Source organism: Streptomyces sp. NPDC007808, assembly GCF_042868655.1.
Classification (GTDB): domain Bacteria; phylum Actinomycetota; class Actinomycetes; order Streptomycetales; family Streptomycetaceae; genus Streptomyces.
In genome coordinates this window covers 193483-219195 of record NZ_JBIAEQ010000005.1, presented here as the reverse complement: position 1 = coordinate 219195, position 25713 = coordinate 193483, and the positions used below count along the sequence as shown (strand labels likewise).

Annotated in this window: 22 protein-coding genes; 8 read left to right on the top strand and 14 right to left on the bottom strand. The window is 71.1% G+C overall.

Features of this window, described 5'->3' with window-relative positions; all coding sequences use genetic code 11:
• Positions 1 to 5: 5 nt before the first annotated feature.
• Positions 6 to 2609: a class III lanthionine synthetase LanKC gene (lanKC, locus tag ACFYNL_RS20120; protein WP_388805126.1), complete on the bottom strand. Its 2604-nt coding sequence runs from the start codon at positions 2607 to 2609 to the stop codon at positions 6 to 8.
• Between the two features lie 188 nt (positions 2610 to 2797).
• On the opposite strand from lanKC, the gene ACFYNL_RS20115 reads away from it, so the two are divergent.
• The 5 genes from ACFYNL_RS20115 to ACFYNL_RS20095 all read left to right on the top strand — a co-directional run bounded on the left by ACFYNL_RS20115 (position 2798) and on the right by ACFYNL_RS20095 (position 9069).
• Positions 2798 to 5251 (top strand): SpoIIE family protein phosphatase, encoded by a 2454-nt coding sequence (locus tag ACFYNL_RS20115; RefSeq protein ID WP_388805123.1) that lies wholly within the window; start codon positions 2798 to 2800, stop codon positions 5249 to 5251.
• 96 nt (positions 5252 to 5347) lie between these two features.
• Positions 5348 to 6415 (top strand): glucose-1-phosphate thymidylyltransferase, encoded by a 1068-nt coding sequence (locus ACFYNL_RS20110; protein ID WP_388805120.1) that lies wholly within the window; start codon positions 5348 to 5350, stop codon positions 6413 to 6415.
• Entirely contained in the window at positions 6412 to 7401 is a 990-nt protein-coding gene (gene rfbB / locus ACFYNL_RS20105; protein WP_388805117.1) for a dTDP-glucose 4,6-dehydratase, read from the top strand. The genes ACFYNL_RS20110 and rfbB overlap by 4 nt, the downstream gene beginning before the upstream one ends.
• Positions 7398 to 8279 (top strand): dTDP-4-dehydrorhamnose reductase, encoded by an 882-nt coding sequence (gene rfbD, locus ACFYNL_RS20100; RefSeq protein WP_388805114.1) that lies wholly within the window; start codon positions 7398 to 7400, stop codon positions 8277 to 8279. The genes rfbB and rfbD overlap by 4 nt, the downstream gene beginning before the upstream one ends.
• A complete protein-coding gene (locus ACFYNL_RS20095) occupies positions 8266 to 9069 on the top strand; it encodes a class I SAM-dependent methyltransferase (protein ID WP_388805111.1) in 804 nt (267 codons plus the stop codon). The genes rfbD and ACFYNL_RS20095 overlap by 14 nt, the downstream gene beginning before the upstream one ends.
• A 26-nt stretch (positions 9070 to 9095) precedes the next feature.
• On the opposite strand, the gene rfbC is transcribed toward ACFYNL_RS20095, so the two are convergent.
• Together rfbC and ACFYNL_RS20085 are read right to left on the bottom strand one after the other, a co-directional pair.
• On the bottom strand, positions 9096 to 9707 hold the full coding sequence (gene rfbC / locus ACFYNL_RS20090) for a dTDP-4-dehydrorhamnose 3,5-epimerase (protein ID WP_388805108.1): 612 nt from the start codon (positions 9705 to 9707) through the stop codon (positions 9096 to 9098).
• A gap of 4 nt (positions 9708 to 9711) precedes the next feature.
• Positions 9712 to 11649 (bottom strand): glycosyltransferase family 2 protein, encoded by a 1938-nt coding sequence (locus ACFYNL_RS20085; protein ID WP_388805105.1) that lies wholly within the window; start codon positions 11647 to 11649, stop codon positions 9712 to 9714.
• Positions 11650 to 11866: 217 nt separating this feature from the next.
• On the opposite strand from ACFYNL_RS20085, the gene ACFYNL_RS20080 reads away from it, so the two are divergent.
• Positions 11867 to 12367 carry a metallophosphoesterase family protein gene (locus ACFYNL_RS20080; protein WP_388805102.1) on the top strand — a complete coding sequence of 167 codons (501 nt, stop codon included), beginning with the start codon at positions 11867 to 11869 and terminating at the stop codon, positions 12365 to 12367.
• Between the two features lie 71 nt (positions 12368 to 12438).
• Here ACFYNL_RS20080 and ACFYNL_RS20075 read toward each other — a convergent pair whose 3' ends face one another.
• The 9 genes from ACFYNL_RS20075 to ACFYNL_RS20035 form a co-directional block, all read right to left on the bottom strand.
• A complete protein-coding gene (locus ACFYNL_RS20075; protein ID WP_388805099.1) occupies positions 12439 to 13542 on the bottom strand; it encodes an XdhC family protein in 1104 nt (367 codons plus the stop codon).
• Positions 13543 to 14202: 660 nt separating this feature from the next.
• Positions 14203 to 16056, bottom strand: a complete 1854-nt coding sequence (gene asnB, locus ACFYNL_RS20070; protein WP_388805096.1) for an asparagine synthase (glutamine-hydrolyzing) — start codon at positions 16054 to 16056, stop codon at positions 14203 to 14205.
• A gap of 87 nt (positions 16057 to 16143) precedes the next feature.
• Positions 16144 to 16842, bottom strand: coding sequence for a DUF2461 domain-containing protein (locus tag ACFYNL_RS20065; protein WP_388805093.1), 699 nt, complete (start codon positions 16840 to 16842; stop codon positions 16144 to 16146).
• The gene (locus ACFYNL_RS20060) at positions 16832 to 17173 is read right to left on the bottom strand and encodes a TfoX/Sxy family protein (RefSeq protein WP_388805090.1); all 342 of its coding nucleotides are present in this window, start codon (positions 17171 to 17173) and stop codon (positions 16832 to 16834) included. Before ACFYNL_RS20060 ends, ACFYNL_RS20065 begins: the two co-directional genes overlap by 11 nt.
• Before the next feature lie 14 nt (positions 17174 to 17187).
• A complete protein-coding gene (locus ACFYNL_RS20055; protein WP_388805087.1) occupies positions 17188 to 19683 on the bottom strand; it encodes a DHA2 family efflux MFS transporter permease subunit in 2496 nt (831 codons plus the stop codon).
• Positions 19684 to 19721: 38 nt separating this feature from the next.
• On the bottom strand, positions 19722 to 20054 hold the full coding sequence (locus tag ACFYNL_RS20050) for a YciI family protein (RefSeq protein ID WP_388805084.1): 333 nt from the start codon (positions 20052 to 20054) through the stop codon (positions 19722 to 19724).
• A 36-nt stretch (positions 20055 to 20090) separates the two neighbouring features.
• Positions 20091 to 20876: a class I SAM-dependent methyltransferase gene (locus ACFYNL_RS20045; protein ID WP_388805081.1), complete on the bottom strand. Its 786-nt coding sequence runs from the start codon at positions 20874 to 20876 to the stop codon at positions 20091 to 20093.
• A gap of 22 nt (positions 20877 to 20898) precedes the next feature.
• A complete protein-coding gene (locus ACFYNL_RS20040) occupies positions 20899 to 21228 on the bottom strand; it encodes an SCP2 sterol-binding domain-containing protein (protein WP_388805078.1) in 330 nt (109 codons plus the stop codon).
• A 17-nt stretch (positions 21229 to 21245) separates the two neighbouring features.
• Positions 21246 to 21674, bottom strand: coding sequence for a VOC family protein (locus ACFYNL_RS20035; protein ID WP_388805075.1), 429 nt, complete (start codon positions 21672 to 21674; stop codon positions 21246 to 21248).
• 685 nt (positions 21675 to 22359) lie between these two features.
• Between ACFYNL_RS20035 and ACFYNL_RS20030 the strand changes: the two genes are divergently transcribed.
• Positions 22360 to 23229 (top strand): BTAD domain-containing putative transcriptional regulator, encoded by an 870-nt coding sequence (locus ACFYNL_RS20030; RefSeq protein ID WP_388805072.1) that lies wholly within the window; start codon positions 22360 to 22362, stop codon positions 23227 to 23229.
• A 64-nt stretch (positions 23230 to 23293) separates the two neighbouring features.
• Here ACFYNL_RS20030 and ACFYNL_RS20025 read toward each other — a convergent pair whose 3' ends face one another.
• Positions 23294 to 24139 (bottom strand): TetR/AcrR family transcriptional regulator, encoded by an 846-nt coding sequence (locus ACFYNL_RS20025; protein ID WP_388805069.1) that lies wholly within the window; start codon positions 24137 to 24139, stop codon positions 23294 to 23296.
• Positions 24140 to 24318: 179 nt separating this feature from the next.
• On the opposite strand from ACFYNL_RS20025, the gene ACFYNL_RS20020 reads away from it, so the two are divergent.
• Complete coding sequence (locus ACFYNL_RS20020) at positions 24319 to 25230, top strand: BTAD domain-containing putative transcriptional regulator (RefSeq protein WP_388805066.1); 912 nt, start codon at positions 24319 to 24321, stop codon at positions 25228 to 25230.
• A gap of 94 nt (positions 25231 to 25324) precedes the next feature.
• Here ACFYNL_RS20020 and ACFYNL_RS20015 read toward each other — a convergent pair whose 3' ends face one another.
• Positions 25325 to 25702, bottom strand: coding sequence for a nuclear transport factor 2 family protein (locus tag ACFYNL_RS20015; RefSeq protein ID WP_388805063.1), 378 nt, complete (start codon positions 25700 to 25702; stop codon positions 25325 to 25327).
• Positions 25703 to 25713 lie beyond the last annotated feature (11 nt).

Below are 25713 nucleotides of genomic sequence, written 5' to 3'. Positions count from 1 at the left end.
CTCCGTCAGAGTGCGGAACCGCGTGGTGAGGGCCGCCCGAGCGGCGGCAGGAACGGCAGGTGTGCGGTGGCCGGGTCGCCGGGGGCCGCGTGGGCCGCTCCCAGCGCCAGCAGGCACCCTGCCGTTCCGGTGCCCAGGTCCATCGACAGACGCATCATCTGGTGGCCCGGGAAGGCGAGTTGACCTTGGTAGTCCATGGAGAACCAGCCGAGCCCGGCGATCTGCTCGGCGAGCCGTTCGCCGGTCGCTCCCGGCGTGTCGGTGCGGGCGAGGTGCAGGATCATTCCGGCGCGGCCCTGCAGGAGGCCCGGCTGCACGTAGAAACGGCTGGTGGCGGCGGTCAGGATCCCGGCCCTGGCCCGCTCGAACTCGCCGTCCGGGTCGGGGGCGTGGGCGAGGTGGTCGTCCAGGACCATCGCGATGCCGACGCTGCCGTCGCCGAGGTACGGCAGGGTCCGCCAGCCCTCGTCGACCTCCAGCGAGCCGCTCGGGTGCGTCACGCAGCACTCCAGGTCCCGGCGCAGCGCCACCCCGGCCGCGTCCAGCAGCTCCGGTTCACCGGTGCGTTCGTACTGCCGCAGCAGGAACAGCGCCGGCCCGCTCGCCCCGCGCATCAGCCCGGCCCGGCGACGCGTGGGCGTGTCCGGCAGGGGCTGCGCGAGTCGACGTACGAGGATGCCGGCGACCTCCGCGGCACGCTCCCGCAGCTCCGACTCACCGGTCGTCCGGGCCAACTCGCCCAGCACCAGGCCGAGTCCGGCCAGGCCGCCGTGCAGGTCGGAGGAGAGGTTCTGCCACCGCTCCCCGAGGATCCGCTCGACCAGGTCGAGGGCGCGCTGCCGGTGGCCGAGCCGGTCCAGGACATGGGCGACGCCCGCGAGACCGTCGTACAGCCCCAGGGGGGTGCCCGTCGGCGGGGGCGCCGTCCGCTCCAGCAGCCAGCGTTCGCCCTCGTCGTAGCGTTCGGCACCGACCGCGTCCAGTGCGTACAGGACGCCCGCGGCGCCGTGCGCGAGGCCGAGGCCGCCGCCGTCGGAGAACTGCGTGATGTCACCGGGGAAGAGCCGGTCGTCGCGCTCCGGCGTCGCCGAGGCCAGCAGCGCCTTGATCATGGAGTCGCGGCTGTACGGCCAGTCGCCCGGCGTCACGAACGACGGTGCGCGCACGGTGCTGCCGCGGGTGATCTCGGTGACCGCCTCGTCCAGGAACTCCCTGGGCACGTCCGGGAACTGACTGAGGATCACTTCGGCGAGATGGGCCGCCTTGCCCCGGTCGACCACGAACAGCGTGGTGACGGGCATGAACAGGGCGAGCCGCAGACAGGCCAGCGCGTACCGGTCGACGTCCACGCCCCTGCGGTCCGGCGGGGCGAAGAAGCCGGGATGGGCGACCACCTGCCGGCCCTGCTCGGTGACGGGCGCCGCCGCCTCGAAGTCCAGCAGGACCACCGACTCCTCGTCGGGCGTCACCATGATGTTGAAGACATGCAGGTCGTTGAAGACGATCCCGCGCGCGTGCACCGCCTCGACCGCCCGCTCGACGGCCCCGTGGATGCGCACCGCCCACGCCGTGTAGTCGGCCACCGCCCGCGGGTCGGGGTCCGGGGTGAGCAGCGGATGCCGTTCGGCGAAGAACGAGTTCAGCGGGCGTCCCTCGACGAAGTCCATGACGAGGAACCGGTGGTCGCCCAGTGTGAACCAGTCCCGCACCTCCGGCACCACCCCCGTCCCCGCCGCCTGCTCCAGCGCGGCCTTCTCCCGCTCCAGCCGGGCGATCGCGTCGGCCCCGTCGGCGGCCAGCCCCGCGTGCGGCCGGCCCTCCTTCAGCACGACCCGCCGCCCGTCCCGGGTGTCGGTGCCCGCGTACACCCCCCCGCCGTTGGAGAAGTGCAGTGCCTTCTCGATGCGGTACGGCAGCTCGCCCACCGTCGTGGTGTTGCGTGCCGCCAGATGCGGCTCCAGGAACGCCGGGAGCGTCACCCATTCCGGCACCTGGAAGGAGGGCGCCCGGCGGTCCGGCACCCGGTTGCCCTCGCCGTCCAGCACCGCCGGCACGAGCGAGCCGCGCTCGTCGACGACGAAGGAGCGGGCGAACGCGCCGTAGCGGACGTAGAGCGGGCCTTCGTTCCACCGCAGATCGGTGAGGATGTACGGCCCCTCGAAGCCCTTCAGGAGTTCGCCGAGCTCGCGCAGCACGACGTGCAGCTGCTCCTCGTCGGCCGGGTAGAGGGTGACGAACTTGCCGCTGGTGTCACGGGCGGCGTACTTGGTGTTGCGCAGATGCAGCAGGTGCGGGCCCGGCACGAACTTGAACGGGATGCGCCGCGGCACGCAGTAGTCCCACACGATCGCGGCGATCCGCTCGGCGTCGGCCCGGGTGGCCGAGGCGTGGATCTTCCAGCCCTGAGCCGGACCGGACACCGGCGTCCCGTCCGCGGTGAGCGGTGTGAGCGCCAGCCAGTCGCCGATCCGCGTCGCGTCCCAGCCCTCCGGCACCCCGCGCCGCGCCGTCTCGTAGAGCGCGGTGCCCCGAGTCTCCTGGGACATGCGTTCAGGCGTCTCGTAGAAGTGCCTGTCGGCGAGCGCGTACACCTCGTACCGCTTGTCCATGCCTCCCCCTCCGTGGCTCCGACGCCGAGACTTCCAGTGCGGGGGAGGGCACGCACAGTCACGGCTGTCACGAGATCACCGTGCGGAACGCATGCGTCAAGAACTGTTCGGAGGTTTTCGAGCGCCACCCTCGTCAACGCCGCACCGAATGCACACAGGGGCTGCGCACCTGGCTCACAAGCGCTGTAATGGCGGACGTGGTCACTGAGGGCGCTGCCGGACGCGGGAGGCGTCTGCGGGCAGAAGGCGCCCTGAAGGCGCTCGCCGTCGACACGGACTCACCGCAGCGACTGCGCCGGGTCCTGGAACAGGCACTGGTGTTCGGCGGGTCCTCCTTCGCCGCCGTGTACACGCCCAGCGAGGACGGCGAGCTGCTGTGCCTGATCGAGTCCGTCGGCGTGCCCCGCACCCTCTACGGCCTGCGCGACGGCTACGCCCTGGCCGGACGCTCCCCGCTCGCCGACGCCCACCGCACCGGCCATCCGGTGTGGCTCACCCCGCGGGAGCTCGCCGGCTCCGCGGACTCGCGACGGACACCGTCGCCGGACTTCCACCTGGCCGCGCTCCCCGCCCGCCGCGGTGACGACGGCGGATGCCTGGTGGCCGTCAGCGAGAACCCGGGCGGCTTCGGCCCAGACGACCGTGCGTGCCTGGAGCTGATCGCCGAAGCCGTCGCCTTCCCCGCCCGGCCCGCTGCCACCGAGCCCGGGGAACTGGCGCCGGGCGCGTTCAGCCTCGCCATGGACACCGGCCGCCTCGACGTCGGCGACCACATCCTGGCGCTGTTCGGCCTCGGGACGGGGGAGTTCGACGGCAAGGTGGAGACCCTGCTGGGCCGAACCGTCCCGGAGGACCTGCCGTCACTGATGTCCGTCGTCGAGGCCGACCACATGTCCATCGGCGACCGCGAGCTGGAGTTCCGGGTCCTGCAACCCGCCGGCCCGCCGAAGTGGCTCCGGCTGCGCGGCCGTCTCCTGCCCGGCGGCGAGGGGCTCCCGGCCCGCCTCGTCGGCACCGTCGCCGACGCCTCCACCCTGCGCTCCGAGGTCACCGACGTCGCCCGTGTCCAGCGCCTCGCCGCCGCCCTCGCCACCGCCGGCACGGTCCGGGACGTCAGCCACGCCGTGGTCAGCGCCCTGCGCAAGCCGCTGCGCGCCGACCGTATCGCGCTCGCCGAGCTGGAGAACGACCGGCTCGTCGTCACCGTCCTGGACCCACCCGCCCCCGAGTCCTGGCCCGAGCTGTGGCGCCAGGAGTGGCGCACCGAATGGCCCGACGCCCCCGTGCGCGCCATGCCCACCCTCGCCGCCGTCCTGCGCGAGGGCCGCGCCCAGATCTGGCCCGCCGGCACCACGCTGGAACCCGCCCTCGCCGACGTCGGCCCCGGCGGCCTCGCCGTCCTGCCGCTGCCCGCCGACGGCCGGGTGGCCGGCGCGTGCGTGATCGGCTGGGACGCCCCGCACGAGTTCGGACCCGACGAACGCGCCCTGCTCACCGCCTCCGCCGGCCTCGCCGGCCAGGCCCTGCTGCGCGCCCACGCCTTCGACGCCGAGCACGAACTCGTCGGCATGCTGCAGCGCCAGCTGCTGCCCCGCCGGCTGCCCCGGCTGCCCGGCGCCGAGGCCGTCGCCCGCTATCTGCCGACCACGGCCGGCCTGGAGGTGGGCGGCGACTGGTACGACGTCATCCCGCTGCCCGACAACCATGTGGCGCTGGTCATCGGCGACGTCCAGGGCCACAGCGCGGCCGCCGCCACCCTCATGGGCCAGATGCGCACCGCGCTGCGCGCCTACGCGGCCGAGGGCCACCCGCCGGACGTGGTCGTCCACCATGCCAACCGGCTCCTGATGGACCTGGAGACCGACCTCTTCGCCACCTGCTGCTACCTCGACGTCGACCTGGAGGAGGGCGCCGCCTGGTGCGTGCGCGCCGGACACCCGCCGCCCGTGCTGCGCCACCCGGACGGCGCCACGGAGATCGTGGAGGCGGAGGGCGGCCCGCCGCTCGGCGTGCTGCGACAGGCCGGGTTCCCGATGAGCCCGCTCAGCCTGCGGCCCGGCACCGTCGTCGCCCTCACCACCGACGGCCTGGTCGAGTCCACCGACGCCGACATCGACGCGGGCATGGACCGGTTCGCCCGCGAACTGGCCCGGTCCGACCCGGCCCACCTCGGTCTCGTCGCCGACGCCCTGCTCGTGGAGGCCCGCCGCAGCGACGACATCGCCCTGCTGCTGATGCGCTACGACGGCATGGCCGTACGCCCGCTGCGCGAGAGCTGGACCGTCTGGCGCGTCCCCGAGGCCGTCGCCCACGCCCGCCGCTTCACCCGACGCACCCTGCGCACCTGGGGCGTGCCGCCGAGGGACGCCGACACCGTCCTGCTGGTCGTCAGCGAACTCGTCACCAACGCCCTGGTGCACACCGACGGCCGGGTCCGCCTCGACCTCACCTTCGTCAACGACCGGCTGCGCGTCGCCGTCGCCGACTCCTCGCCCCGCACCCCGGTGAAGCCGGCCAGCATCAGTTGGGAGGCCACCGGCGGCCGCGGCATCCTCCTGGTGGAGGCCGTGTCGGCGGCCTGGGGAACGGTGCCGGTCAGTGGCGGAAAGCAGGTGTGGAGCGAGATCGCGCCGGGCGGCTGAGGCCGGAATCCGGCGAACCGCCGTAGAGCAAGGCAGTTGAGAACAAGCCAATCCCGGCACGCTCAAATCCGGCCGACCGGGGCTATGGTGAAGCAGATGAAGGCTCTCGTGCTGGCCGGTGGCGCCGGTACGCGCTTGAGGCCGATCACGCACACTTCGGCCAAACAGCTCGTGCCGGTGGCGAACAAGGCCGTGCTCTTCTACGGGCTGGAATCCATCGCAGCGGCCGGTATCACGGATGTCGGCGTCATCGTGGGCGAGACCGCCGACGAGATCCAGGACGCCGTCGGCGACGGCACCAGGTTCGGCCTGGAGATCACCTACATTCCTCAGGAACGACCACTGGGCCTGGCCCACGCCGTCCTCATCGCCCGTGACTACCTCGGCGACGACGACTTCGTGATGTACCTCGGTGACAACTTCATCGTCGGCGGAATCACCGATCTCGTCGACGAGTTCCGCGACCACCGTCCCGACGCGCAGATCCTGCTCACCCGCGTTCAGGACCCGCGCTCCTTCGGCGTCGCCGAACTCGACGATCTCGGCCGGGTCGTCGGCCTGGAGGAGAAGCCGCGGCACCCCAAGAGCGACCTGGCCCTGGTCGGCGTCTACCTGTTCACCCCCGCCATCCATGAGGCGGTGCGCGCCGTCACGCCGTCCTGGCGCGGCGAGTTGGAGATCACCCACGCCATCCAGCACCTGATCGACACGGACGCCGACGTGCGCTGCACCGTCATCAAGGGCTACTGGAAGGACACCGGGAACGTCGCCGACATGCTGGAGGTGAACCGGACCGTCCTGGAGAACCTCGCACGCCGCATCGACGGCGACGTCGACGACGCCTCCGAGACCGTCGGACGCGTCGTCGTCGAGGAGGGGGCGCGCGTCGTCAACTCCCGCATCGTCGGCCCCGCGGTCGTCGGCTCCGGCACGCTCGTCGAGGACTCCTACGTCGGCCCCTTCACCTCCATCGCGGAGAACTGCCGTATCACCGACAGCGAACTGGAGTTCTCCATCGTGCTGCGGGACGCCTCCATCGACGGGGTGGGCCGCATCGAGTCCTCGCTCATCGGACGGCACGTCGAGGTCACCCCGGCGCCCAGCGTCCCCAGCGCCCACCGCCTCGTCCTCGGCGACCACAGCAAGGTGCAGATCCACACATGAACCTCCTCGTCACCGGCGCCGCCGGCTTCATCGGCTCGCACTACGTCCGCACCCTGCTCGCCCGTGACGCGCCGGACGCGCCCGAGGCGCCACGGATCACGGTGCTGGACAAGCTCACCTACGCCGGCACCCTCGAGAACCTCCGACTCGACCACCCCAGGCTGCGGTTCGTACACGGTGACATCCAGGACGCCGCCCTGGTCGACAAGGTGATGGCCGAGGCGGACCAGGTGGTGCACTTCGCCGCCGAGTCCCATGTGGACCGTTCGATCGCCGGCGCCGACGACTTCGTCCTCACCAACGTGGTCGGCACCCAGACCCTGCTGGACGCGGCCCTGCGCCACGGCGTCGAACCCTTCGTGCACATATCGACCGACGAGGTCTACGGCTCCGTCGCCACCGGCTCGGCCACCGAGGAACACCCCCTGCGGCCCAGCTCGCCCTACTCCGCGTCCAAAGCCTCCTCCGATCTGCTCGCCCTCGCCCACCACCGCACCCACGGCCTGGACGTCCGCGTCACTCGCTGCTCCAACAACTACGGTCCGCACCAGTTCCCCGAGAAGGTCGTCCCGCTCTTCATCACCAACCTCCTCGACGGGCAGCACGTCCCCCTCTACGGAGAGGGCCGCAACGTCCGCGACTGGCTGCACGTCGACGACCACTGCCACGGCGTCGACCTCGTCCGCACCAAGGGCCGGCCCGGCGAGGTCTACAACATCGGCGGCGGCACGCAACTGAGCAACCGGGAGCTGACCGCCCTGCTGCTGGCGGCCTGCGGCGCGGATCCCGACCGGGTGCGGCACGTCGAGGACCGCAAGGGCCACGACCTGCGCTACTCGGTCGACTGGACCAAGGCCCGCACCGAGCTCGGCTACCGGCCCCGCCACGACTTCGCGTCCGGCCTCGCCGAAACCGTCGCCTGGTACCGCGACCACCGCGCCTGGTGGGAGCCCCTCAAGCGCCGCGTCGGCGAGGTGCCCGGATGAGGTGGCTGGTCACCGGAGCGGGCGGCATGCTCGGCCGCGACACGGTCGAGGCACTCCTCGCCCGCGGCGAGCAGGTCACCGGCCTCGGCCACGCCGCCCTCGACATCACCAGCGCCGACGCCGTCGACCGCGCCCTCACCACCCACCACCCCGAACTCGTCGTCAACTGCGCCGCGTACACGGCCGTCGACGACGCCGAGACGGACGAGGAACGAGCCCTGCGCGTCAACGGCGAAGGCCCGCGCCTGCTCGCCCGTGCCTGCGGCGCGCACCGGGCCCGCCTGATCCATGTCTCCACCGACTACGTCTTCGCGGGCGACGCCTCGACCCCGTACCGCGAGGACCGGCCACCCCGCCCCCGCACCGCCTACGGCCGCACCAAACTGGCGGGGGAGCGCGGGGTGTCGGAGGAACTCCCGGACGCGAGCGCGATCGTCCGCACCGCCTGGCTGTACGGCGTCCACGGCCGGAGCTTCGTCCGTACGATGATCGAGTCCGAGGCCCGCGGAGACACCGTCGACGTCGTCGTCGACCAGCGCGGCCGGCCCACCTGGAGCGCCGACGTCGCCGCGACCATCGCATCCCTCGGTCCACGGGTCGGCACCGGCGCGAGTGGTGTCCTGCACATCACCAACTCCGGCGAGGCCACCTGGTACGACCTGGCCCGCGAGGTGTTCCGACTCCTCGGCGCCGATCCCGACCGGGTGCGCCCCGTCACCGGCGAAACGTTCCGCCGGGCCGCTCCCCGCCCCGCGTACAGCGTCCTCGCCCACGACCGCGCACCGCGGCTCGGCCTCCCGCCCCCACGCCACTGGCGCACCGCCCTGCACGAAGCACTGCCCCTGATCCGCGAGGAGACCCTTCGTGAAACGCCATGAGTTCCTCAAGGAACTGCACAAGGTCAGCGGGAACCGCAACTACCTGGAGATCGGCGTCAACGACGGCCGCAGCCTCAGACTCTCCCGTGTCCCCACCGTCGCCGTCGACCCCGCCTTCAAGGTCGTCACCGAGATCCGCTGCGACGTCCACCTCGTCAAAGCCACCAGCGACGACTTCTTCGCCCGCGACAACCCGCTCGTCCACCTCAGGGGCGGCCGCCACCCGCTGCGCAACCTGCGCCGCGGCCGCAGCCCGCTCGGGTACTGGCGCCGTACCGTCCTGGACCTGTCCTTCATCGACGGCATGCACCTGTTCGAGTACGCGCTGCGGGACTTCGTCAACATCGAGCGGCACTCCGACTGGACCAGCGTCATCGTCTTCGACGACATGCTGCCGCGCACCGTCGACGAGGCGGCGCGAGACCGGCACACCGGGGCCTGGACCGGGGACGTCTACAAGATCGCGGAAATCCTCGGGCGGTACCGGCCCGACCTGGCGACGGTCCTGGTCGACACCCGGCCCACCGGGCAGCTCGTGGTGTTCGGCGCCGACCCCCGCAACACGGTGCTGCGGGACCGGTACGACGAGATCGTCGCCGAGTACGACGCGCCGGACCCGCAGAAGGTGCCCGAGGCGATCCTGGACCGGGCCGGCGCGGTGGCCCCGGAGGCACTGCTCGGCGCGAGCTTCTGGCGGCCCCTCGCGCGTGCCCGAGGGCTCGGCGTGCGACGTTCACGGGGGTGGGAGCCGTTGCGGACGGCGCTCCAGCGGGTCGCCTCCGGCGAGTGACCTCCACGCCGCCCGGGACGCCGGCGTCAGGGCTGGGCGGGACGCCCCGTGCGCAGCCGCTCGTAGTGGGCCGTGCAGACCTCGTACGACGGGAGCAGGCCCGCCTCCCGTGCCTGCGCCAGCGACGGCGCCCCGGCGTCCTTGGGGGACTGGACCGGCCGGACGTGCTCCGGCCAGGTGATCCCCAGCCCGGGGTCGAGCGCCTGCACGCCGTGTTCGTGTTCCGGCGCGTATCCCGTCGAGCACAGGTAGACCACCGTGGCGTCGTCGGTGAGGGCCATGAAGGCGTGCCCGAGTCCCTCGGCCAGGAACACGGCGCGCCGGGTGGTGTCGTCGAGGCGCACGGCCTCCCAGCGGCCGAAGGCGGGGGAGCCGACACGGACGTCGACCACCACGTCGAGGACGGCGCCGCGCACGCAGGTCACGTACTTGGCCTGCCCGGGCGGCACGTCGCAGAAGTGCACGCCCCGCAGCACACCTCGGCGGGAGAGCGAGCAGTTGGCCTGGGCGAGGGACAGGACGTGGCCCGTGGCCTCGCGCAGCTCCTCGCCGCGGTACCACTCGTGGAAGGTGCCGCGGTCGTCGGGGAACACCTCCGGCTCCAGCACCCAGGCGCCCTCGATCCCCAAAGGACGCATCCCGTCACCCCCTCCCTGCCCGGGCCCTCAGCCGGGTCGCGACGCGCCGCAGGAGCGTGCCGAGCCTGCGCCGTGCCCCGCACACCAGCCGCCGCGGCGGACCGGAACCGGGGGCCCGCACCACGCGCACCCCGCCCGCCCCGGCACGCAACGCGAACGGCAGGGCGAGACGGCGCGGGCCGGGCACGCCGAGCGCGACCCGCCAGGTCCCCCGCCGCAGCCCACCGAGCGGCAGGACGGCGTCCAGGAGCGCCCCGGAGCCGTGCGGGGACAGGGTGGCGGGCACGGTGTGTGCGGTGCCGGACGAGGTGAGCCGGAGCGACACCTCGGTGCCGTTGTCGGGGACGTGCAGCGGGAGGGGGACGCGCAGGCGGTCGCCGGCGGCGGTGACCTGGTCCGGCGCGAGGACGCCCAGGCCGAGGCGGTGGGTCGCGCGGTCGACGTCGAGAGCGAGGTTCGCGTGGGGCGCGGTCCAGTACGGCAGGATCACATGGCCGCCGACGACACCCGCGGGTGGGGCGGGACGGTGCGTGCGGGGGGCGGGGCCGAGACGGCACTCCTTGGTCCAACCGCCCAGTTTGACGCGGACGACGGCGTCCCACAGGCCGTCACGCGTGAGGGTCGCGGGGTCCACGGCGGCGGTCGCGCGCAGCACCAGCCGGACCCGGCCGCCGTCGTCCCCGACCGGCACCTTCTCCCGGGTGAACTCCACCGGCTGGAAGTACTGGGCGGCGCCGGTGCGCTCGCGCAGCAGCAGGTCGGCCGTGGCGGCACCGAAGCGCGCGAGGGTGTCGGCGCCCACCCAGGCGATGGCCGCGGGCAGCTCTCCCGGCGGATCACCGGGCCGCGTACCGGCCGTGTCGGCGGCGAAGGTCATCGGCTCGCCGCCGCAGGCGTACTCGGCGGTGAAACCGACCCGAAGCGTGCCGTCCCGCCACGTGACGTGCTCGGGGGCGGCCGTGAGGGCGACGCCGGCCTCCCACTCGGCGAACGCCTCGACGTCGTCGTACCGATCCGCCGCGATCAGCGCCGCGACGACGCGCTGCGTCGGCTGGAGCCCGGCCGCGACACCCGGCCCGAAACGCTCCACGACGACGTGGTGGATCTCCTCGAACAACTCCCGGCGGTAGTCAGCCGGGAGGGCGAGCAGCCGCCGTCCGCGCATCCGCTCGACCATCTCCACCCGCAGCCAGCGCCTCAGCAACCGGTCGCGCAGGGGCCCCGGCTCGGTGTACCGCTCGACGACGTCGAGGGCCTCCCGGAGGTTCTTGAAGTAGCCGCCCGGATCGAAGCGCTGGAAACCGGCGTTCGAGGAGTCGTCCCGCCGGACGTGGTAGTAGCAGACGTAGTCGCTCAGCACCGAGACATTGCTCGCGCGCAGGTACGCCTCGGTGACGAAGACGTGGTCCTCCAGGCGTCGTCTGCCCTCGGGGAAGCGCAGACCGATGTCGTCGAGGAAGGCGCGGCGGAACATCTTGTGCGGGGTGAGGCTGTCGATCAGCGGCGCGTTCTCGACGGTGGCACGCGGATGGTTGCGGCGGAACAGCTCCACCGGCACGCCGCGGTTCTTGCCCGCCATCTTGCCGACCACGACATCGGCGCCGTTGGCCACGCCGTAGTCGTACATCCGCTCCAGGGCCTCGTCACCGAGGTGGTCGTCGTTGTCCACGAACATCACGTACTCGCCCCGGGACGCGGCGACACCGACGTTGCGGGGCTTGCCGGACCAGCCGGAGTTCTCCTGGTGGAGCACCGTCACCCGGGGGTCCGCGGCGGCGAGCGCGTCCAGCAGGGCCGGCGTGCCGTCGGTGGAACCGTCGTCGACGAAGATCACTTCGTAGGCGTCCGGGGGGAGCGACTGCCTGAGCAGCGAGGCGATGCAGTCCTCGATATGAGCCCCCGGGTTGTACACGGGGACGACGACGCTGACCTTGACCGGCATCGGCTCCGCGCTCCCTGGGGTCGCTGTGCGTGGGCGGCAGATTTCGGCACTCGTGGCCAAATCCTAACCCTGTCACGGCTTTTGTCCACGGGGCGAACACGGCGTCTACGGCCATTACGGCGTCTCCGGCCCCTACGGCGTGTACGGTCCCCACGGCGCCGGCGTCCACGGCCTGCCGACCGCGGCCGAAGACAACCGCGCACGGTAGCCTGACGGTGTGCGCCTGCTCCTGACCAGCGACACTCACCTGCCCCGACGCGCCAAGGAGCTGCCCTCCCCGCTCCTCGCCGAACTCCCGCGCGCCGACGTCGTCTTCCACGCCGGTGACTGGGTCGACGTGGCCACGCTCGACCTGTTGGAGAGCCGCTGCCCCCGGTTGGTGGCGGTCCACGGCAACAACGACGGACCGGAGCTGCGCGCCCGTCTCCCCGAGGTGGCGTACGCCGAGCTCGGCGGCCTGCGCTTCGGCGTGGTCCACGAGACCGGACCCGCCCAGGGCCGCGAGGCGCGCTGCGCGGCCCGCTTCCCCGACCTCGACGTCCTGGTCTTCGGTCACAGCCACATCCCCTGGGACACCACCGCCCCCACCGGCCTGCGCCTGCTCAACCCCGGCTCCCCGACCGACCGCCGCCGCCAGCCCCACTGCACCTACATGACCGCCACCGTCGCCGAGGGCGCCCTCACGGACGTGGAGCTGCACCGGCTGCCGCGTCGCTGACGGGTCCTCGCCGCCTGGTCGGCGCTCGCACCGCGGGAGGCGTGGCGACGGCGACCGCGGACGCCCCGTACTCACAGCGGCCGCGGATGGATGGCGCCGGTGGCCCCCGTCAACGGCGTGCCGCTGCCGCCCCAGCGCAGCGCGATGATCTCCGCGGCCACGGACACGGCGACCTCTTCGGGCGTACGTGCGCCCAGGTCGAGCCCGACCGGCGAGCGCAGCCGGGCCAACTCGCCCTCGGTCAGGCCGGATTCGATGAGTCGGCGGGTCCGGTCGTCGTGCGTACGGCGGCTGCCCATCGCCCCGATGTACGCGGCCGGCCGGCGCAGCGCCTCCTCCAGCAGCGGCACGTCGAACTTCGGATCATGGGTGAGGACGCAGATCACGGTGCGCTCGTCGGTGTCGGTTCCGCTCAGATAGCGGTGCGGCCAGTCCACGACCACCTCGACGCCCGCGGGGAAGCGTTTGGGTGTGGCGAAGACCGGGCGGGCGTCGCACACCGTGACCCGGTAGCCGAGGAAGTCACCGATCCGGGCGACCGCGGCCGCGTAGTCGATCGCGCCGAAGACCAGCATGCGGGGCGGCGGTGCGAAGGAGTGCAGGAAGACGGTGACCGCGTCCTCACGGCGCTCGCCGTGCGCTCCGTAGTGCCTGCGGCCCGTGGCCCCGAGGGCCAGCTCACCGCGCGCGTCGGCGGTGACCGCCGCGTCCAGACCGGGGGTGCCGAGCGTCCCGGCGACCCGGTGCGGCCACACCGCCAGCGCCGCCCCGCGGGGCGCGGGCCCGTCGGTCACCGTCGCCACGGTCACCGGACGGCCCGCGGTGACCGACTCCGCGACCTCGCCGAACGACGGGTCGCTCTCGGCCGTCACGGGACGCACCAGCACGGTGATCTCGCCGCCGCAGGTCAGCCCCACCGCGAACGCGTCCTCGTCGCTGTACCCGAAGGTCTCCAGCCGAGCCTGCCCGCTCGCCACGACCTCCCGCGCGAGTTCGAAGACGGCTCCCTCCACACAGCCACCTGACACGCTGCCCACGACCTCGTCATCCGGCCCCACCGCCATCGCGGCGCCGGGGTCGCGCGGGGCGCTGCGGCTCGTGGCGACGACCGTGGCGAGCCCGAACGGGGCACGGGCCGCGTACCAGTCGCTGATCACCGGGAGAATCTCACGCATGTCGCCGACACCTCCTGGTGCGACCGGTGGACGAGCCTTCGACCCGTGTCCTTCCAGTTCAGAGCGGGGTGGACGGACCGGCGACGGGCGCGTTCCGGTCGGGTCCCCGCTCTTGGCAGTATCGACCTTGCGGCAGCGTCGGTCATATGCGCAGGAGCGGGGCCCGCAGACCGCGGTCGGGTTCGGCGGACATGGAACGGGGCGTGATCACCGTACGAGCCCCGGGGCTGCCAGGCGCCGGGCCCGCCCCGCGTAACACCGCCGTCGCCCCTCGCGTGGCCGCCCAGGCAGGTGAGCGAGCCGCGCCGGTCACCGACGGACCGGCCTTGGCCCCCGGGTCACCGCGCTGTCGGTGCTTGCCCCGGGCCCACGGCGGGTCCAGCGGCATAGCCCTGCGCGCAGCCGGCGTTTCCCGGCCGACCAGCACCTCGGCGGTCGTGTGCACGGCGCCCGTGCGGCGCCGCTGGTCGACCTTGCCGCCACGAGAGGGACGAGTTGCGCGGCCGCGAGCCAGCGGATCGGCCGGCGGCCGCGCAGAGCCGGGTCGACGGAGACGTCGTACGTCTGTGAGACGGTGCCGTCCATGACGGCGAGGGTGCAGCCGACGGGGAACGGTCCGGCTCCGTCACCGCCGCGTCAGCGCTCTCCCAGCCGCTCGTCCTAGGGGAGCCTGAGTTCGGGGCGGTAGAGATCCAGCCACGTGGCGAGGTCAAGGGTCCGCTCCAGACCGAGCCTGGTCAGCCGGTCCATTCCGGCGGAGTCCCTCCCGGTCGCGCTGTTCAGCCAGTCCCGGCTCATCAACTCGAAGACCCCGTGACCTCGGTTGCTCAGGAGTTCCTTGGCCTGGCGTTGGAGCTCTTCGGCGTAATAGGGGTCCTGAGTCGAGGGATAGGCGCTCTTGGGCCGCCAGAGGACCGACTCCGGCAGCCTGTCCTTGACGGCCCCGCGCAGCAGGCTCTTCTCCCGGCCGTCGTAGGTCTTCAACGCCCATGGCGCGTTGTAGACGTACTCGACGATCCGGTGGTCGCAGAACGGGACCCGGACCTCAAGACCCAGTGCCATGCTCAACCGGTCCTTCCGGTCGAGGAGGTACCGCATGAACCGCGTCAGGTGCAGGTGGATCATGATGCGCATGCGGTACTCGAAGTCGTCCTCGGCGTCGAAGGCGTCGCCGTGGTCGAGCCGCTCGACCTCGCCCAGAGCGGTCGCGTACGCCTCCCGCCGGTACTCGTCGAGCTCGAGCGCGGACCACACCTTCGGATGCAGACCCGTGCCGTCCTTGTCGAACGCACCGATGTTGAGCGCGATCCACGGAAAGGCGTGCGCCTGCTGGATCTGCGGGACGTGCATGTGCTTGTACCCGCCGAAGATCTCGTCCGCCGCCTCGCCGGACAGTGCCACGGTCGACCGCTGCCGAATCTCCTTGAAGAGCAGATACAGCGAGAAGTCGATGTCGCCCATCGTCATCGGCACGTCGCGGGCACCGATCACAGCCCTGCGGATCTCGGGGTCGGCCAGTGTCTTCGGGCCGATCACGATGTCGGCGTGTTCCGAGCCGACATGCGCCGCGACGTCCTTCACGTAGGGCGCGTCCGGTGTGTCCCGCAGGTCGTCCGACTTGAAGTTCTCCGCGTGGTCCATGAAGTCGACTGCGAACGTGCGCACCCGCTCCTGTCCCAGGTGGGCGGCGGACAGCGCGGTGAGGGTGCCGGAATCCAGGCCGCCGGACAGCAGCACGCAGCGCGGCACGTCCGCGACGAGCTGCCGCCGTACCGTGTCGTCGAGCAACTCGCGGACACGTGCGACGGTGGTCGTCACGTCGTCCGTGTGCGGACGGGTCTCCAACCTCCAGTAGGTGCGCTCGCGAAGGCCGCCGGCGTCCACCGTGACCACGGTGGCGGGCTCGACCTGCTGCATGCCCGACCAGATGGCGTGCCCGGGCGTGAAGCAGTACGAGAGCGACTCGCGCAGTCCGTCCGAGTCGACCACTCGCCTGGCGAGCGGGTTGGCCAGGATCGCCTTCGGTTCGGAGCCGAACAGCAGGCCGTCGGGTGTGCGGTAGTAGAAGAGCGGTTTGATCCCCAGGCGATCGCGGATCATCACGAGTTTCTGCTCGCGCGCGTCCCAGATCGCGAACGCGTACATGCCGTTGAGCCGCTCGGCGAGGGCTTCGCCCCAGCGCAGATAGCCGCGCAGCACGACTTCGGTGTCACTGGCCGTCTCGAAGCGTTCTCCCCGCCGGACCAAGTCGTGCCGCAGTTCGACGAAGTTGTAGGTCTCGCCGCTGTAGACGAGCGTGACCTCTCCGTTCGGCGTCCCCACCGTCATCGGCTGCTTTCCACCGGGCAGGTCGATCACGGCGAGCCTGCGGTGACCGAGAACCGCGTGTCGCTCGATCCGCGTGCCGCAGGCATCGGGGCCCCGGCATGCCATCGTCTGCGTCATCGCGTCCAGCGTCTCCCGCTCGCGGGTGAGGTCACGGTCGAACGAGACCCAACCGGTTATGCCACACATCTGCCGTCCTCCTGTGGTCTGCAGAAAGATCCCGCGTGTCCCGTTCACTCACCCGCTCGTGGGTCCCCTGGGCTGCGCCGCGCCCGGTCAGCGGCGGCGGGGCGCCTCCGTCTCGCCGACGTGCGTGTCGATCCACTCCTTCAGCGGCCGGGTGGCCGTCCAGATCTCGCGCACCACCTCGATGGCCCGGGGCTGGTGCATCCAGTCGGCCAGCTCGTACTCCTTGATGACCACCGCGCCCTTCCAGCGCAGGAGTTCGGCGCGAGGGTGATCCGGGGCGAAGCCGGTGGGAACCCGCTTGAGCACGGGATGCGCACCCGGCTCCACAGGCAGTCCCTCGTCGGTCAGCTTCCGGCGGATGCCCTCGAACTCCGCCGCCGACCCGGCGTTGTCGATGGCGGAGCGGAACCGCTTGATCTGGTCCGGGGCCAGGGCCATGGCCCCGCCGGCCAGCCGCATGCCGTCGGCGTCCAGCCGGAGAAAGGCTCCGACGCCCCCCACGGCCCGGTCGCTGGTGGTGACGCCGACCCATGTCTTGTACGGGGACTTGTCGGGCGAGAACCTGACGTCACGGTTGGGCCGGAAGGTGCGCAGCGGCCCGAACTCGTCCTCCAGGTCGGCCATGAGCCGGTTCACCGGCTCCTTCACAGACTCCTCCCAGACGGCCCGGTGCGCCTCCCAGTACGTCTTGGAGTTGTCCTTCTCCAGACCTTCCAGGAAGGTGAACAGCGCTGGCGGAAACCCCTCGAAGGGTGGGGTGACTCGCGCACCCTTCTCAGTCGTCACTACCGCTCACCTTCCTGTTGTAGTCCAGGGCCTCCGAGATCCAGCCGTCGAAGGCCTCGTCCGATTCGATGCCGTGATCGGCGACGACGATCCACCCCTTGCCCATGGGCTTGCCGCGCATCTCCGCCCAGTCGGCGCCCTCACGTTCCAGCAGCTTCTCGGCCCGGTCGGGGTCGCAGCGGACCATGAGGCGGCCGTCCGCGTCGGCCGTGGCCGCCATGCTGCCGTTGACCATGAAGGCGAGGGCACCGAACATCCTCACCTCGCGCACCTGCCTCTGGGTGGAGAGGGCTTCCCTGATGCGATCCGCGAGTTCCTGGTCGTACGCCATGCTCGACTGCCCTCCTAGATCGTGGTGGCCAGGGGCAGCGCCGGATCGCCGCTCCATTCCACGAGGCCGTCATCGTAGAGAGCGACGTCGCGCACTCCGAGCACCTCCAGCGCGAACGCGTCAATGGTGGCGTCCACTCCCGCCGCGCAGTAGGCGACGACCTGCCGGGCCCGTGTGGCACCGACCGCCTCGAAGCGGGCGGCGAGTTGCCGGGGCGGGAGGAAGCAGCCGGTGTCCGGGTCGAGGAGCGCCGCCGCCGGGACGTTCACGCTGGAGGGGATGTGGCCGGTGCGGCCGTGCGCGACCGGGATGTGGCCGGCGTGCTGTTCGGGCGAGAGGGCGTTGACGAGGCAGATCCCGGGGACGTCGATGGCCTTCTGCACCTGCTCCCGGGTGACGAACAGTCCGGGACGCGGTCGGGGCGTGAAGCTGCCGCGACTCACCCGGGGAACCTCCTGGCTCACCGGGCGGCCCTCGGCGATCCACTTCCTCCAGCCTCCGTCGAGCACCGCGGCGTTGTCGTGGCCGAGCCAGCGAAGCATCCACCAGAGCCGGGTCGCGAACGCGGTGTGCGCCCGGTCGTAGAGGATCACGGTGTCGCCGTCGCTGATACCGAGCCGTTCCACCGCGGCGGCCAGGACGTCGGCCGGCGGAAGCGCGAAGGGCTTGGGCGCGGTGGGATCGGCGAGTTCCACGAGGAGGTCGGCGAACACGGCACCGGGGATGTGGCCTTCGAGATATCCGTCGCGGCCCGGGCCGAGATCGACACCGCCCTCGGGCAGCGGCCGGAGGTTCACCGTGCAGTCGACGACGACGATCCCCGGCCGCCCCAGGTTCTCGGCCAGCCACTCGGTCCCGACGAGCACCGAGGACGGTCCCGCGGCATCGGAGCGCGTGCCGCCTTCGCCCTCGTGTCGGACGTCGGCCGTCTTCCCGTCCGGCCCGTCGGTACCGCCTCCCGCCGCGGAGAGGGCGACCGGGTCCGCCACCGGCCCACGGGTCATCAGCGCCGCGGCGAGCACGGCGATGAGGAGCGTGCAGCCGGCGCAGATCAGGAACGCGACGTGGACGGCGTCGACGAAGGAGTGCTGAACCGCCGAGGTGAACTCGGCCCGGTCGACGGGCAGGTCGGGGAGCGCCCCGGCCCCCTGACCGGCACTCGCGCCCGACCCGCCGATACGCTCCGCGATCTGGTGCCCGGCACCTGCGGCCACGCCCATTCCGGTGAGAGCCTCGACGACCTTGTCCTTGAACACGGTCACGACGACGGTGCCCAGGACGGCCGCGCCGGCGGTGAAGCCCGCGATCCTCGTGGTGTTGATCATCGAAGAACCCAGACCCGCCCGTTCCGCAGGCGTGGACGCCATCACGGCCAGTGTCAGCGGCGCGAACATGCATCCGATGCCGCCTCCGACGAGCCCGAGCTTCCACCACACCGAGCCGAATCCGGACGCCGGTTCGACCGTCGTGAGCAGCAGGAAGCCGGCTGTCACCAGCACACCGCCCACGATGATCGGGATGCGCGGCCCGAGCTTGCCGGCGATGGTGCTCGCCGGCGGCGAGAAGAAGAAGATGCCCAGGGTCAGCGGGAGCAGCCGCAGACCCGTTTCCAGCGCGGAATGCGCCTGCACGGTCTGGAAGTACTGGGCCATGAAGAACATGGCGCCGACGATGATGAAACCGAGCAGCGACGCGATGACGCTGGACACCGCGAAGGTGCGGTTGCGGAACAGGTCGAGCGGCAGCATCGGCTCCCGGCTTCGCATCTCCACGGCCAGGAACGCCCCGAGCAGCAGCACGGATCCGACCAGGAGGCCCACGATCATCGGCGAGCCCCATCCCTCGCGCTCGCCCTGGATCAGCCCCATGATCAGGCAGAACAGCCCGCCGGTCACGAGGATCTGCCCGGGGACGTCGAGGTGGCCGGCGCCCGGGTTGCGGGACTCGGTCAGCCACCGCACGCCGAGGACGAGGGCGAGCAGGCCGACCGGCAGGTTGATCAGGAAGATCGCGTGCCAGCTGAAGGACTCGATCAGCACGCCGCCGAACAGCGGGCCGAGGGCGAGCGCCACCCCGGAGACGGCGGTCCAGATCCCGATCGCCTTCGCCCGGCTCGACGGTTCGCTGAAGGTCGACACGAGCAGGGAGAGACTTCCGGTCTCGATGGCCGCGGCGCCGATCCCCTGCAGGACCCGGCCGAGGACGAGCACACTGAAGTCGTCCGTGAAGCCGCACAGGGCGGAACCGACGACGAAGACGACCAGCCCCGTGAGGAACACCCGTTTACGGCCCAGCCGGTCACCCAGGGTGCCGGTCGTCAGCATCAGTGCGGCGAATGGCAGCGTATAGGCGTCCACGGTCCACTGGAGCTGCGATATCTCCGCGCCGAGATCCTTCTGGATCTCGCCGAGGGCGACGAAGATGATGGACCCGTCGAGCAGAACCATGAACGTCCCCAGGCTGGTGACCAGGAGCGTCAGGGCCCTGCTGCTGCGTGATGTTGTCTCCATGGTGCGCGAGCTCCCTGAGAAGGTGCGTGGTGAGGGGCTCAGCCGGCGGCCGGCTGCTCCTGGTACTTGGGGAAGAGACTGAGGAACTGCGGTGGTACGAGGAAGGGGTGCACCTCCACGCGGTCCCACACCTTGTTGACGATGTACGGCTCGTTCTTCAGCCACTCGTCGATCTCTTCGCGGGATTCGAAGTCGACGATCAGAACTCCGCCGGTCATCTTTCCGGCGCCGTCGAGGATTCCCCCGCCGAAGAGGAAGCTCCCGTCGGCCATCATCTTTTCGCCGTTGGCCATGTGGGCCGGGCGGACGAGCATCCGCCGTTCGAATGTCCCGGGGTCGGTGCTGTCATGGGCGATGACTGCGTACAGCAATGCGGTGTCCTTTCCGTGCGCCGCCGGAGCGGGCGGTCAGTCCTCGGTCCGCCGGCCCCAGACCGAAACGGTGATCGGGGTGTACAGGACCGTGTCCGAGGGCTGCTGCAGCTGGTCGAAGGCGGCCTCGATCTCCTTCTGGCCCATCAGCCCGACCTTGGTGATCATGGGGGCCAGCTTCGCCAGACTCAGCACGATGGTCTGCATCTGCGGAGTGCCTGCCTGCACCGCGGTGAGCTGGCAGTCGGTGCCCAGAAACTTGAGGCCGGTACGGCGGAACGCGGGCAGGAGCTTCATTCCGTAGCCGGGGTCGGCGCCACCGAAGTAGAAGAAGGTCTCCAGCGCGGTGGCCGCCCGGGTCAGCAGCGGAGAGGGCGGATCGACCCGCTGGATGCTGCGGATGTCGGCCTCTTCGACCAGAAGGTACCCCCCGGGCTTGAGCGCCTTGGCGAACTCGCCGAGCACGCGCTCCCGGTCCGGCAGATGCATCAGGAGGATCTTCGAGTGGACGAGGTCGTAGGCGCCTTCGTCCAGCGGTGTCGTTGTGATGTCCTGCTGCCGGATCTCGAGGTTCGGCGCGGACAGCCCTTCCATGTACGCGGTCTCGATGTCGATGGCATGAACCTTGCCGAAGTGACCGACCCGGTCGCACAGCCATCGTGCGATGGATCCCGCTCCCGCCCCGACTTCGGCGCAGGTCCATCCCTCGCGTACCCCGATCTCCTGGTCGAGGTAGCGGATGGTGGCCGGGTCGGTGAGAGCCGCCACCTGTTCCAGGCGGACCTTCTCGGGATCGCTCTCGTGCTCAGCCTGTTTTTGCACGTCGTCAACTCCCCGTCAGGTGTCAGACGCCGGTCTCGAAGAGCTTGGGCACCTTCATCGCGAGCATCATGTCGCCCTTGACCTTGAGCTTTCCGGTCATGAAGGCCCGCATCGCGTCCTGGCGGCCCTCGGCGATCGCGACCCATGTCTCGCTGCTGGTCACGAAGGTCGTGTCGGGCGCGTCGACCCCGCCCGGTATCAGACGGCCCTGGCCGTCCCTGATCTCGAAGGCCCAGACGCCCGGGTCCTCATCGGTGATGTTCCATTGCAGGGTCCGGTTCAGGCCTGCCGCGGCCTCCGTGTTGAAGCGCGTCGACAGGTGTTCGAACAGCTCTCCGACGGTCATGGACATCGGTCGGCTCCTTGTGGTCAGTCCAGGCCGAGTTGGCGCTGGATCTCTGCGACCTGCGGATAGACATCGAACAGCTGGAGGTAGTTGCCCTCCGGGTCCTTCACACCGAACGTGCGGCCCGACCCCATGTCGACGACCGGCGTCCGGATCTCGTAGCCACCCTGCTGGGCCGACTTGTGGGCCACCTCGGCGTCGTCCACGGCGAAGCCGAGCATGAGCCCTCCGCTGGCCTCCGGGATGTCCGCCTGGGTGGGCTTGTCGGCCCTGGTCGCCACGTCCTGGATGATGATGCTGGTGGAGCGCTTCTCGGAGCGCAGCCAGACGAAGTCACCCTCGGGGGCGGTGAATTGCGGGACGACATGGAAGCCGAGCAGGTCCGTGTAGAAGGCCTTGGTGCGTTCCACGTCGCTTGCGATGATGGTCACCGCGTCCAGGTGCGAGAGCACGGTGGATTCCCTTCTCGGAGGGGGCCGGGGGGTGGACAGCCTCTGGGGCTGCCCGGCGAAGCTAGTCCCGGCGACTTACCGATCGCTTACGGGTCGGGAAAGTGGTCCCACCGATCGCGAAGTGCGAGGCCGGGCCGGTGCGGAGGCCGGCGAACAAGGAGCGGTTCCCTTGGGCCGGGAGCCCGTTCGCGCTGCGAACGCGTCTCGGGGCTTGGCCAACCGGAGAAAGGCGTAGAGGTGATGGGCGGCGCCGTCCACGGCCGGCGCGCCGCTGTCGGCGCGGGGCTGCGCGCCGGCGTCGTGATCGGAGACGACCCGGTCGAGACCGAGCCGCCCACGGAGCGCCTGTTCGAGCAGCTCCCGGGTCGCGGTGAGCACGCTGGGCGTCCCATACCCCGGCCCTCGGCTCATGTGTCCCTCCCCAAGACGGCAGAAAGGGACCTTCCGGCGGGGCGGTTACAGACGACTTACAGCGGGAGCAAGGTGGCTGAATCGAGACCCTACGGCTTTCGCTTGCTGCTGGCAGCATGCCTGGTCACGACTGAGGGCGGCCCACGCGGCAGGCCGGGAATCCCCGAGGCGTGGTCCGCGGGGGGATGCACAGCGTGTAGACCGGGCGTTTCGGTCAGGGCCGCCAGGGGAACCACGGGCGACCGCGGTGCCGTTCAAGGGTACGGGGGACAGAATGGACCGATCACCAGGGGCCGCGTCGACGCCCGGCGCCGGGTCCACAGGGAGCGGCGGCGCAGCGCAGGCCGGTACCGGCGGGCCGGCCGGAGTGCGCAAGGAGTACGAGGCGTGGCTCTTCGGCCCGTTCCGGGTGTATCGCGCGGGCGCCCCGTTGGGGGACGCGCGCAGGGGGCGCGCCAGCGCGCGAACCCTGCTCAAGTGGTTCTTGCTCAACCCCGGACAGGAGTTCCGCGACAGCGAGCTCTCGGACGTGCTCTGGCCCGGCGGTTCGGGGGACCGGGCGAACCGGCTGCACGTGACACAGCACTCCCTGCGCCGGATCCTGGAGCCCGAACTCGCCACCAGGCAGCCGTCGAGGTTCATCCGGTCGGACGCGGGCGGGCACTACTGGTTCGATCCGTCCGGCGCCTGGTGGACCGACGCCGACGACGTCGCCGTGCTGTCGAAGTCGGCGTGTGCCGCACGGAGAGCGGGCGACACGCCGGCGGCCATAGCGGCCTACGAGCGTCTGCTGGCCCACTACGACCGGGGCTTTCTGCCGGAGGACGTGTACCACGACGCCTTCGCGCCATTTCGCGCGGCTCATGAGCGCGGCCACGAGGAGGCCCTGCTTGAGCTGTTACGCCTGCACCGCCGCGCCGGCCACCTGTATGAGGCGCTGACCTGTGCCCTGAGGGTTCTGGACCGGGACCCCTACGCGGAGGAGGCGGCCACCGCCGCCGTGGAGATCCATCTTCAGCAGGGCAGCCTGACCGGAGCCGTCGCGCAGCTGGAGCAGTTCGTCCGCCTCCTGCGGGAGGATCTCGGTGTGCCGCCCAGCCCCGCACTCCGGGCGTTGTGGGAGCGGGTGAGGCGGGTGCGATGAAGTGCCGCACCGGTGGTGGCGCGCCGACGCGCGGTGGCCCCTCACCTGCCGCTGCCCGGCTCGGTCACGCCCCGCGGGCCGCCACCTCCCGGCTGATCTCGGCCAGGCGGTCCCAGTCGTCGGCCATGCCGGCACGACTGCCGATCTCCCGCATCACTGCGGTGAACAGTGCCCCCGAATCGACCAGTTGAGGACGGATGTGGCCGAAGACCTCCAGGGTCACGATGCCGTACAGCTGTGCCCAGGACAGTTCGAACAGCCACATCAGGCCGAGCCCGTCCTTGCCGAGAAGCCCGACGAGGTCGGGCCTGCCGTCACCGCCCGGCGAGTGGACCGCCGCGAAGGCGTCGTCGAGCTCATCGGACGGGGGTACGGGGAACGGTCGCTGCTGCGAGAGCCTGACGAAGATCCCCCCGAAGAACTCGGCGAACCTCTGGACCCCTTCAAAGGTGCCTTGCGCGCCGGACGGCGCGAGCGGATGCCGAGTCCTGCCGCCCTCGGACCGGGTGACGTGCTCCCCGGACAGGGAGTTGGTGTGGAACACCAGCTGGAACTCGTCGCTGTGCCGCAGCGCCCAGCAGCGGAAGGCGGTGGCGGCGGCGACCATCTGCGCGGCGGGGTCGTCGTCGCCGTAGGGCTCGGCCGTCGCCGCCATCTCGCGGACGATCTCGGCGAAGATGTCGTTCGACAGCAGCTGGTTGAGCGCGGCGACGTTGCCGACGTACCGGTACAGCGCGGGCGCGGTGAAGCCCATCTCGGACGCCACGGCACGCAGCGTCACCTCGCGGCCCTCATGCAACAGCGACCGGCCGACCTGGACGATCTCGTCGAGCGTGGACTGCCGAAGACGCTCCCGTCGGCTCAGCGCCGGCCGTGGCGGCTCGACACGCCCGGGATCGACCTGACTCATCCGGCACCTCCAAGTCCTTCACCGTCAAGGCGCGCAGAAAGGCAGGTTTGCTCAGCTGCCGGTTCCACGGTAACGCTTGACAACGCTCGTGAACACCATTCACCGTTAACGGTAGTAACTGACCCAATACCCATACACGATCGCTGTTGAACAAAACGGGGAGGGCGAACGTGCGCGGTATGACATCGGGGACAGCCCTGCTTCCGGAGCCGGAGTGGAGCCATCCGCGGGACCGGGAGCACCAGGCCACCTACCGGGCCTACCTGTTCGGGCCCTTCCGGGTCTTCAAGGGGGAAGAGGTGCTCGGCCGGCGTCGGCAACGCCGGGAGAAGGCACTCATGTTGCTCAAGTGGTTCCTGCTGAACCCGGGCAAGCCCGTGTCCATGGACCAGCTGATCGACCTCGCGTGGCAGGACACCGCCCCCGACAAGGCGGCCAGCGGCTTCCATGTCGGCATGCACTGTCTGCGGCGGATGCTCGAACCGGATCTGCGGCCGGGGCAGGAGTCCTCCTACATCCATCGCAGCGGCACCAACTTCTACCGCTTCGAGGCCGACGACAACTGGTGGAGCGACGCACACGAGGTGGAGCGGCTCTTCGAGCAGGCGCGTGCCTGCGACGCCCGCGGGGACGCGCGTCGTGCCTGCTTCTACTACAGCAGGGTCGCCGCCTACACCGTCCGCCGGTTCCTGGAGGGCGAAGAGACCCAGCAGCAGTGGCTGGTGCCCTACCGGAGGCAGTACGAAGGGCTTTCCTCGCAGGCGTTGCTCCGCCTGATCCAGATCCACGGCGCGAGAGGTGAGCTGGACGAGGCGCTGGAGTACGCCTACGAGAAATTGCGGCTGGACCCGTACAACGAACTCGCCGTGATCACCATCGTGGAGGCTCATCTCCAACTCGGCCGGCCGGCGTACGCCCTGGATCAGCTGTCGCTCTTCCTGCGGTCCCTTGAGCGTGACCTCGGTGCCGCGCCGGGCAGCCACCTTCTGGCGCTGCGGGAACAGATCATGCAGACGTCGCCACGGGACGGACGGGTCTGCGCACGGCCGGCCCCCGGCGCGATGCGCCAGAGCGTGACCGCTCCGGCCTGAGGAGCCGGCGGCGCGGCCGGACGCTTCACCGGCACCGGACGGCAGCGTGCCTGCGCCTGCCGGTGCCGTCGGCCGCGCCAGGGCCACCGCGGAGTCAGGACCCGGCCGCCCGCGCCTCGGCGGCGAGGAACGGAGCCTGGTCGAAGATGATCCGCATGTGCGTGATGGTGCCGTCCCGGACCGTCAGACACTCGGCCCCGGGAGCACTCTCCACCGGGAGCGTCTTGGTGTCGTACATCAACAGCGCCGTCTTCTCGTCCCCGAACGCGGCCATCAGGCTCGACTCGGTGAGGATGTGCGTGAAGGGTTCCATGAACCCCCGGAATGCCTCGGCGCCCTGAAGGCGCCCGGACGGTGCCTCGCACACGATGTCGTCGTCGATGTAGGTCATGGCCCGGTCGAAGTCGTGACCGGTCCACGCCCGGTGGTAGGCGAGGGCGGTCTCCAGGGCTGGGCTGGGTGTGTCGGTCATGGCGGCTTCCT